Origin of the sequence: Vibrio sp. 10N.247.311.13, from assembly GCF_041467595.1 — a bacterium.
Taxonomy (GTDB): Bacteria; Pseudomonadota; Gammaproteobacteria; order Enterobacterales; family Vibrionaceae; genus Vibrio; species Vibrio crassostreae_C.
Map to the genome: position 1 here is coordinate 1 of NZ_JBFSUX010000094.1, position 9,569 is coordinate 9,569.

Here is a 9,569-nt window from a genome sequence, read left to right on the forward strand (position 1 = left end):
CAGCTGATGCTGTTGGCTTAGTAGAAATACTGTCAACGTATTTTAGGACGAGACAACTCATTTGGCTGCTTTTCATCGGCTTTATCCAAAAATTCAGTTAGAACTCAGCCTCACATCTCGTCAATTGGATATTTCACACCTAGATGCAGATATCGCGATTCGCCCGGCAAATGAGTTGCCAGCCCATTTAGTTGGGACCAAGTTAAGTAAAATTGCCTTTGGTGTTTACGGATCGCCAGAATATATAAATGGCCTTAAGAGTAAGCACCCCTTAAAGTCTGCATCTTGGTTAATGATGCATAGAGGCAGTGCTTCGCTACAGGTTTCTGAACTGATTTCGGAAGACAAAATTGTCATGAAAGCCGACTCTTTTGAGCCCCTGATCATCGCGGCTGAAAATCAGATGGGGTTAGCCTACTTACCCTGCTTTTTAGGTAACAGTAAGGGAACTCTGCAAAGAGTAGATATGGAAGTGATGCACCAAAATACAGACCTATGGATGATGACTCATAAAGATTTAGAAGATTCAGCCAAAGTAAAAGCATTTTTTAATTTTATGAAAGGCGCAATCAAATCAGACCATAATCGGTTGGCCGGATTTGATTATTAGCGAACGAGTGCCGGCTCTTCACCATTAGGCTTACGAACAAAATGACACAAAGCCCACAGCACAAACAAAGTCACAGTCAGCTCCCAAGCGCGTAGGAAGGTACTTTCCAACCCTAAATTGCTACTGGTCATGTACAACTGAATCGGCAGCATAGTCGCCAATAACGCATCGGCATGAATGTCTCTGGCTGGACCTTTCGCTTTGGCCATTGATGCGGTGATCATAAAGGCAAATAAACCCAACACTATGGTGTAGTAACCGAATGTAGATTGATGCCCTGCCATCAACAAGGTGAACACCACGGCGAATGCACAGCCGCCCACTTGAGTTTGAAAACGGCGGTCAACCACGTCGATAAAGCTTTTGTGTGTGGTTTGGGTTGCAGCAGCAATCACTGGCACCATGCAGAACGTTGCAGAGATAATGTCGACAATCATCAAGAATGCCAAACCAAGACCAATCAACGCGAGTGAAATTGCTCTGCTCTCAAATGTGACAGGCTGTTCTTTAAATACAGGAGGCTTGTTTCCTTGCTCAACAGGGAACAGAGCCACCATGGTTTTTGCTACTACCATGGTAATCAACATGGATACCAAAATTTCATGAATACGCATCGGCATATCCATGGTGGTATGCTGAGCAAACACCACAATCAAAATCCAGTTGAAGGTTGGCATCAACATTTTACCTTTCTTCGCTGGCGTAGTGGCTCGACGACGCATAAAGTCGAAGAAGAACAGGCTGATGGTCCACACCACAAACGGATGCTGTGAAAATACCTCAGTCACCACCAACGCTGTACTTGCTGCCATTTTGCTGAATCAGAGTCACGCGCTTGATGCAGTTCGGCTTTCGCTTGTGCCACTTTCAATTGGTAGCTACTGGCATCGATAGCAAATAATGGCTGACCTTTTTCAACCAACTCGCCATTACTAACCATGACGTCGGTAATTACGCGGGACACTTCTGGCGCAATGGTCGCTACGTTACGATACAAAGTCGCTTGAGTGGTGAAGGGGGAAACATTATCTGAGGTGACTAAAAAAGCGGAGAACAATGCTGCCGCTGAAAAAACAGTGTAAATCGCGTATCTATAAAAGTTTTCGTTCATGCTTGTACCTAGTTTTCATTCGTTATAAAGCGCCGCGCTCACGGCTTATTCGATTCTCTTTTCTACGAAAACTAGGTTATAACCATTCACAAATGGAAAACAGAGCCAATAAAAGAAGTGAGGATTCCACATTTGGAAAGGTTGATGATTTGTACCGATTTCGCTCAATGGTTGAACGAAAAGGTCAGATAAGGGTGTATTGAAACGTTCGCATTCAGTTCCTCCCCTTTCCTTCCCAGCGTTCAATAAGAGATTGAAGAAGTAAGACCACCCGACTTCATTCCATTGGATTGCTTAATTTTCGCTAGCTTCTTATGGTTAAAATGCCTATTGTACAAACCATAAAATTATAAAGACTCGCGGCCTTTGCCACAGAGACTCTCCATTTAAAGCGAAAAGACTTACTATGAATTTTGATATCAATGCACTGAAACACCACCAACTGGTCGAAGATGGTCAATTAGAAGGGTGTTACATTCATCAGCCTGTGCAAGGCAGTCAACCAGATGACAAAGCCGTTTTAGAAGAGCGTCAAGCGCTAGAAAGCCGAGGATATAAGGTGGTTCAGGTTAAAGCGAAAGGCGGAACAACTACGTTTGCCGAAGCTATGCAAGAGCTTGCGAAAAAGACAGGCCACCAGCCAAAATAGTAAGTGACTTGGTAAACCAATATGATCATCGAGAAAGCACCCTACCGACTATTGAGTCAGCTGGGTGCTTTTTTATTGACGGCCTTTAACTGACTAATCTTGTTAACTTTTCTTACTGAGCTAAGTTACTGACCTAAGTTACTGACTCAGCTGACTGAACTTCGGCAAGCTTTTCACAAACTTCTGGTGTACATCCATATAAGTTTGCATATAGATTTCATCGATATTGTCACCACTCGGGAAGCTGGATGAGAAATCTACGTGGTTGCGGTCAATCGACAATTTAGCCGCCTCGACAATATGAGCAATGAACATTCGAGGATCTTCCAAGCCAATAGAGATACGCATTGTCGTCGGTTTGATACCGGCTTCATTGAGCGCTTCATCACTGAGTTCTGAGTGCGTAGTCAGTGCTGGACACAGCGCCACGGTGTTGGTTTGCCCTAAACTTACTTGCATGCCGATAGCGGGCTCAAGCATGTCGAAGAACTGTTTAAACCCATCTCGATTGATTGGGGCACGGTCGCCGTTACCTTCCATATCGATTGTGAAAAGCGCCGCTGGCAAACCCAAGTACATGTTGTTCTGGCAGTGTTCATAGTTGTCACTGTCTGGCAAAGCAGGACACGATACGTTGATGTCAGGGTGAGCATCAAAGATCTTCGCGAGAGTCAGTGTATTAATCGTTTTTTGCACCACTCGCATCTCATACGTTTTCATACCATTGAGCACTTCAAACGCTTTGTCTGCGTCTAGGAATGCGCCCTTAATGTAGTACACATTCCAAAACAGCGTTTCGTCCCATGGAATGGTGACCTCATCGCCGTTGGACTTGGTGAAAGTGACCTCCTCTCCTTTTGGAATAAACATGGTCTCGTTGCGGCCAATCACAACTCCAGCGGTTGTGGTGCCAGAACCCGCCAGTTCTTTGGTGTAGGAGTGAATCACATAATCGGGTCTTTCAGCCACATCGTCGCGTTTTAGTACTGGATGCAGCAATGGAGTCCCCACTGTCGAGTCAACAATTACGTCCCAACCACGAGAGTGACCAGCTTTACTAATGCTAGCAACATCCAACACGTATCCATGCGGGTTACACGGTGACTCTAGGTAGACGTAGATTTTCTTACCCGCAGCGATGCGATCTGCGTATTTATGAGCAACCTCATCAAGGCGCGTCGCAAACTCATCACCGGAGTAACCATCCACCCACTCCACCGCGACATTTAGGTTAGACGGTTTCCCAAACCAATCTTCCAACAACTGGTAAGAACCGCCATAGATATTACGTGAAGCCAAGACTATGTCTTCATGTCCAAGCAAATGGCTCAACAATCCATCAATGGCCGCCATACCCGAATTAAAGTTCCATGCGAGGTATTCGTTGGCTCTAGAGCCTGCCTCAATATCAACCATATGGTTAGCCAGTGAAATCGAGGTTGGGTTAAGCAGTCGAGAATAAATATCGTGCAGCGGTTCTTTACCGTTGAACGCATCTTCAATCCATTCTGTACAGGCAAATAAATAGGTCGCAGTGCGCGTAATAACCGGGCTTGCCGAGAAGATAGCCGCCACATTATCGAAGATAGGATACGCGCCTTTAGACGCAAAGTTGCCATTATTGGTGGCAATGGATTGGTAAGTGGCACGCATCGGGTTTTGCAGGTTATCGAGGATCTTAGCGATCTGGAACGACAGGAAACGTTTGGCGTTAAACCAGGCGATTCGGTCACTCTTGTCGAGATCTGAAAGCCCATCAACCGTCAATGCCCAAAGGTCGTGAGTCTTGGTATTGGCTTTGTACAGCGTCGTCGCCAGTTCGATAAGCGTGACGCCGTAATCACTGTTTGGATCGATACCAAAGTGCTTTGCTTGCTCAATCGCAAGGGCTTCTGCTTGTTCGTGTTTGGTGGTTTTACGCAGCGGGCTAAGTTGAGTTGAAGTATTCATAATTCCTAAGTCATTCCATGCTTGTTGTTCCTCCTTTAATTTTAGTTTTGTGCTGATGTTAAAAATTGCTATTTGCGAAGTAAGACATACACTTTGAGCAATAATATTGCCAAACTAAACTCAATATTGATGGAATATGCCAATGGACGAGATCGACAAGAAAATACTGGCTGAACTGCAAAGCAACGCTCGGCTCACCAATCAAGAGTTGGCCGATCGAGTGGCGCTGTCGCCCTCTCCTTGCTTACGTCGAGTTCGAGCATTAGAGAAACAGGGGATTATTCGCGGCTATCACGCCAGTGTCGACCAAGAAGCATGTGGCTTACCTGTGAATGTGTTTGTGTTGGTGAAACTTGAAAAGCCGACAGAAGAGAACATGCGAGACTTTGAGCAGCACATTGAAGTGATTGACGAGGTGTTAGAGTGTTTTCTGATGACGGGCAATCACGACTACCTATTGCATGTAGTCAGTGAATCGCTAAAAAGCTACGAGCAGTTCATCCGTAAACAACTAACCCGCCTACCCAATATAGCTTCTATTGAATCCAGCTTCGCCTTCGGTCAGGTAAAAACTAAGACCAAGTTGCCAGTGAGGTAATTAGAAACGACTTAATTTGTCTGTGCTGAAGGCATTGGATAATCATCTCCAATCATACAGATAAGAGCGCCACCAAAAGCTTTTTCGTAACGTATTTTTCCTGTCGCATCTGAGCTTTCTATACTCGAACTGCCGTCCACAATCTTATTAATTTCTTGTTCGACTTTTGTTGGTACCCACCAGATACAAGCTGCAACAGAGCAAGTGTATGATCGATGTACTGATCACCACCTAACCATGTATTGGAAGTGATTGGGAATGGATCTAACTAAAGCCTTAAGTGGCCAATACAGAAACGCAAAGTGCAACATCAGTCCCCGGACAATTACAAAACCATAGAGACAGTGGCAAGCTGTCCAGAAACACTTTCAGCTAAAAACAACTGTACGATTGAGGAACGCGTTTTTCTTCATCCCAGCCTAATAGCTCAATATTGATCAATGACTTGCGCTTCTCATTACACAGTGAAGCGATATTGATGATAGGCAGTTGGCTACGAAACTGCGCTGTAAGGATGACCTTTTTACTTTCGTTAAGGCTGCTTCTGCATTGCGACAAAATCGCTTCAGTATCTAGTTGGTGTGCGTTCTCGATAATTTGGATATCAGCATTCTCTTGATAGCAATCTATCAACCAAGATACAGCAGGCTCTTCTATGCTGGTGAGCACGATGACATCTTTTGTTGTGACCAATTCTTTGAGTTCAGTTTCCATAGTTACCCTCATTCAGCAGCAAATACATTAAAGTCGATTGCCCAGTTTAGCCTGTGCTAAGTGGTAGCCTCTGTCGATCATCTCTTGTGAGCGATCGAACTCTAAGGTGCCACAAGCATTACGTGGGATCTCAAGCGTAATATCGGCGGGATAAGCGGCCAGCTTCTGGCGAGCAATGGTCGATTGCATCGCATCAAACGCTTGGTTGGCAATGTCGTAAGCAGCAAAATTGAAGCTCATTTTACTTTTTACACTGTTACCGAGATTATCGATAAAGTGAACAACCTTCTCATGCAGGTTACTCTCTTTTGTTGGTAGGGAAACCGGTATCACTTCCTTTTGAAGCATTTCGGGTTCACCACCTAAGTTCACAGCCAGAGTAAAGTCTGTCTTATCACTAAAGGTAGGCGCAATCGGTACGGGATTGAGCACTCCGCCATCAATCAGCACTTCACCATTAATGACATGTGGAGTGAAGAACAGTGGCAAAGAGATGGAGGCGCGAATGGCATCAAACAGAGAACCGGATTGCAGCCAAACCTCTTTTTCTTCGGCGACGTTGGCAGCAACTGCGGTATAAGGGATAGGCAGATCTTCAATTGAAATCTCGCCGATCAGCCCACGCAGTGTGTCGATGATCTTGTCCCCTTTGAACATACCACTCGACTGCCATGAAAAGTCCAACAACATCGCCATATCACCTTGATCGATACTGGTGACCCACTCTTCAAATTCATCCAACTTGCCCGCAGCGTAGACACCACCGATAAGTGCGCCAATTGAACAGCCAGAAATGGATTTTATCTGATAGCCATGCTCAATTAACCAGCGGATGACTCCAACGTGAACCAAGCCTCTTGCGCCACCACTGCCAAGTACCAATGAGATCGTTTTTGCCATCATATTAATCCTTTAGTTTTAAATTCTAGGTGGGCTAACTCGCCGATTTACCAATTCGCCGATCTCAACTCACTGAATCACTCTCAGTCCATACGGGTAATGAAGGTTTGCTCGTCATCGACAAAAGCCACGTAGTCGCCGTGATAGATAAAAACCCGACCACGCCCTTCAACGATACACGCAAGCTGTGGGTTCAAATCTTCTTCAATATCTCTACTTTGAAAAGTGCCGGTATCGGTGATCACACCGCGGAGTTTAGGCAAAAATCCATAACTGCGTTTGGCTTGATCAATCAGGCTCAACTCGCTGGCGGTAGAAAAGCAAGCTGGGATTGGGCCTGCATCTTCGATAAACATAGTTTTCAGTTCTTCAAAGGCTGTAATTACCAGCCAGTCGATGCCATTTACGTGATGGATAAACATTGTTTATAAATACCTAGTTTCTCGATAACTCTAATGCGGAGATTCTATCACTATCAAGTGCAGAACGTGGGAGAAATTAAGGGACTACAAATAACCAGACACATACTATCTACAGGGTCTAATACTCGTCGTCCGACTCTACGACTAATGTCTAACCGACTGAGTCTATTTGTTTTTTTTGGTTTGGTATAAGGTACTAACAACTAAATGTTAATGGGTTTTTAATTATAAGTTGACGCATTGTTTGCACTTCATACCGTGAGTCAACAACGTTTGTTGGAATAACACACCTAAGAGTGTGAACGAAAGGAATCAAAATGAGCACTACTTTAGAGTCCGCACATATACAAACAGAGAAGCCTCAAGCCAATGAGGATGAACTCACCTATGAACAACAACATAAACCAAGCTCAGAGTTTGAATCCCGAGAACAGTATCTAGAACACGAATTGCAAATCATGTCGCCTAAGCGCTGGCGTCCAAATTTGCCGTTTAAAGATTATCGATTTGAGATAGAAGACACCATCCCAGCGATGGCGGCGACCATTGGTAAAGTGGTTATGGTGGGCGCGATTGCAGCCACCTTTGCTGGGGCTCTCGGATTAAATGAAGACTTCATTCTAGAAAACGTTCGTTATGAACTGCTCATCGCCTCTGTTTTCATTATTATTTTCTCTGGCTTTTTATTGCCGACTGCAAACCTCGCAGGGACCCACGGCCCACTTATCCCTTTGATTCCGATTGTGGTTGCAGCAGGTGGACACCCGATGGCGTTTGGCCTGTTGATTGGCGCTTTTGGCCTCATCTTAGCCATCAGTAAAGGTGGCAGCATGTTGGCCAACCTCACCAGTAAAGGCGTGTGTGGCGGCTTATTGCTCTACCTCGGCTTTGTTGGAACCGCCTCTCAAGTGAAAAAGCTTTTCGCTTGGGCTGAAGGAATCGGTATGAGCCACATCGCGTTTGTGGTGATCTTTTGCACCATTATCTTGTACGCGCTACTGGAACACTTCCGCAAACGTTGGTTAGCAGTACCTCTTAGCTGCTTGTTGGGTGGTACGATCGCATTTGCCATGGGCGCCCCATTTGCTTTCCACACTGAGCCAGGCTTGCCCAACATGAACCCTATGTATTGGTGGGGAGAAAATACAGGTTGGATGCTAGGCCTACCGACGATTGAACACTTCATGGTGGTATTGCCGTTTGCGATTCTAGCCGTAGCGATGTGGTCACCGGATTTCTTAGGGCATCAAGTATTCCAAAAGATCAGCTACCCAGAACGTACCGAAAAAGTACACATGAACATCGACGACACCATGACCACGGCATCAATTCGTCAAACGTTCGGTTCTCTGCTTGGCGGTACTAACTTTACGTCTTCATGGGGGACTTATATCGTACCGGCTGCGATTGCTAAACGCCCTATTCCTGCTGGTGCATTGCTTACAGCTCTGTTCTGTATCATCGCCGCAGTTTGGGGTTACCCGATGGATCTAGCTATCTGGCAACCTGTATTGTGTGTAGCACTTATTGTTGGGGTATTTGTGCCATTGCTAGAAGCTGGAATGGAAATGACTCGTGAAGGAAAAACCACACAATCAGCAGCGATTGTTGTATTTTCTTCAGCGCTCGTTAACCCAGCATTTGGCTGGGCTCTCACCATGCTGTTGGATAACTTAGGCTTAGTCGGTTGTAAAGAACGTAGTAGTGAACTGAGTAAAATGAGCCGTTGGGTATTGCCTGGCATTATGTTTATTGTGCTAAGTGGTGTAATGGCGCTGGTTGGCCTTCTACCGGGCATACCAGCGATTATCCCGAGTTTTCGTTAATATCGATTTTTGGTCTAAACTCCTCAATGAACAACAGAATGATTTAATAAGGAAATAATCATGGGCAGTAAGATTCAAATAAAGCTAGAGAGACCACGGGTAGAGTTACTACTTGAGCGTTATAAAGAGCTGATTGGGGAAGATTATCTTGGCTATCGTAATCATGTTTATAGAACAATCACTTATGCAATGCACTTTCTAGATTATGATGAACAATTTGAAAAGTTAGTCGAAACCGCATTTGTCTATCATGATATTGGCCTGTGGACTGACCATGAACTCGCTTACCTTGAGCCATCAGAAGCAGTGGCATTAAATGACAATGAAAAGGAAAATTGGGGATTAGACCCTGATGCTCTAAAAGGCGCTATTCACTGGCATCACAAAATCACACCGTATAAAGGTCCACATGAAAAAGTTATAGAAGCTTGTCGAAAAGCGGACTGGATTGATGCATCAAAAGGAATGGTTAAAAAAGGGCTCCCTAAGTCCATGATTGCAGAAGTAGAACAAGCTTTCCCAAATCATGGATTTCATGACACTTTATTAAGATTAGCGAAAGACTACGGTGGTTCTACTTTAATTGGTGGCATTAAAGTGACTCGTGGCATCGTAAAGCTGTAATTTCGTACTAATGGATAGGTTAGACTTCGTTATTTTTTTCTGAATCATGAGTACATTTAACCTCGCCATTTTTGTCCAATTCTGTGTTCACACCCCTACTTTTAATTCCCCCACAATCGAGTAGGAGGAGGCCTCACGGCCTCCGTCCTCTCACACCACCGTACA

General features: G+C 44.8%; 9 protein-coding genes and 3 pseudogenes. 5 read left to right on the forward strand and 7 right to left on the reverse strand.

The window, feature by feature from the left end:
• The first annotated feature begins 61 nt into the window (after positions 1–61).
• On the forward strand, positions 62–610 hold the full coding sequence (locus tag AB6E52_RS22115) for a LysR substrate-binding domain-containing protein (RefSeq protein ID WP_372134538.1): 549 nt from the start codon (positions 62–64) through the stop codon (positions 608–610).
• On the opposite strand, the pseudogene AB6E52_RS22120 reads toward AB6E52_RS22115, so the two are convergent.
• A pseudogene (locus tag AB6E52_RS22120) lies at positions 607–1,422 on the reverse strand (DUF2955 domain-containing protein); the annotation flags it as partial. The gene AB6E52_RS22115 and the pseudogene AB6E52_RS22120 overlap by 4 nt on opposite strands.
• A pseudogene (locus tag AB6E52_RS22125) lies at positions 1,410–1,721 on the reverse strand (biotin/lipoyl-binding protein); the annotation flags it as partial. The pseudogenes AB6E52_RS22125 and AB6E52_RS22120, both read right to left, overlap by 13 nt.
• A gap of 406 nt (positions 1,722–2,127) precedes the next feature.
• On the opposite strand from AB6E52_RS22125, the gene AB6E52_RS22130 reads away from it, so the two are divergent.
• Positions 2,128–2,370: a hypothetical protein gene (locus tag AB6E52_RS22130; RefSeq protein WP_017068564.1), complete on the forward strand. Its 243-nt coding sequence runs from the start codon at positions 2,128–2,130 to the stop codon at positions 2,368–2,370.
• Between the two features lie 138 nt (positions 2,371–2,508).
• Here the strand turns inward: AB6E52_RS22130 and AB6E52_RS22135 are convergent, their stop codons facing one another.
• Positions 2,509–4,320, reverse strand: a complete 1,812-nt coding sequence (locus AB6E52_RS22135; protein WP_102321480.1) for a PLP-dependent transferase — start codon at positions 4,318–4,320, stop codon at positions 2,509–2,511.
• A gap of 142 nt (positions 4,321–4,462) precedes the next feature.
• On the opposite strand from AB6E52_RS22135, the gene AB6E52_RS22140 reads away from it, so the two are divergent.
• Positions 4,463–4,918 (forward strand): Lrp/AsnC family transcriptional regulator, encoded by a 456-nt coding sequence (locus AB6E52_RS22140; RefSeq protein ID WP_012604166.1) that lies wholly within the window; start codon positions 4,463–4,465, stop codon positions 4,916–4,918.
• Between the two features lie 11 nt (positions 4,919–4,929).
• Here the strand turns inward: AB6E52_RS22140 and AB6E52_RS22145 are convergent.
• The 4 genes and pseudogenes from AB6E52_RS22145 to AB6E52_RS22160 form a co-directional block, all read right to left on the reverse strand.
• Positions 4,930–5,180: pseudogene (locus AB6E52_RS22145) on the reverse strand (type II secretion system protein); the annotation flags it as partial.
• 110 nt (positions 5,181–5,290) lie between these two features.
• Positions 5,291–5,632 carry a hypothetical protein gene (locus AB6E52_RS22150; protein WP_102321479.1) on the reverse strand — a complete coding sequence of 114 codons (342 nt, stop codon included), beginning with the start codon at positions 5,630–5,632 and terminating at the stop codon, positions 5,291–5,293.
• 27 nt (positions 5,633–5,659) lie between these two features.
• The gene (locus AB6E52_RS22155; protein WP_102321478.1) at positions 5,660–6,532 is read right to left on the reverse strand and encodes a patatin-like phospholipase family protein; all 873 of its coding nucleotides are present in this window, start codon (positions 6,530–6,532) and stop codon (positions 5,660–5,662) included.
• An 83-nt stretch (positions 6,533–6,615) separates the two neighbouring features.
• Positions 6,616–6,954, reverse strand: a complete 339-nt coding sequence (locus tag AB6E52_RS22160) for a hypothetical protein (protein WP_017059071.1) — start codon at positions 6,952–6,954, stop codon at positions 6,616–6,618.
• Between the two features lie 317 nt (positions 6,955–7,271).
• Here AB6E52_RS22160 and AB6E52_RS22165 point away from each other — a divergent pair, with 317 nt between their 5' ends.
• Together AB6E52_RS22165 and AB6E52_RS22170 are read left to right on the forward strand one after the other, a co-directional pair.
• Positions 7,272–8,780, forward strand: a complete 1,509-nt coding sequence (locus AB6E52_RS22165) for a DUF3360 domain-containing protein (RefSeq protein WP_102321477.1) — start codon at positions 7,272–7,274, stop codon at positions 8,778–8,780.
• Positions 8,781–8,840: 60 nt separating this feature from the next.
• On the forward strand, positions 8,841–9,404 hold the full coding sequence (locus AB6E52_RS22170) for a hypothetical protein (RefSeq protein ID WP_050645430.1): 564 nt from the start codon (positions 8,841–8,843) through the stop codon (positions 9,402–9,404).
• Positions 9,405–9,569: the final 165 nt, after the last annotated feature.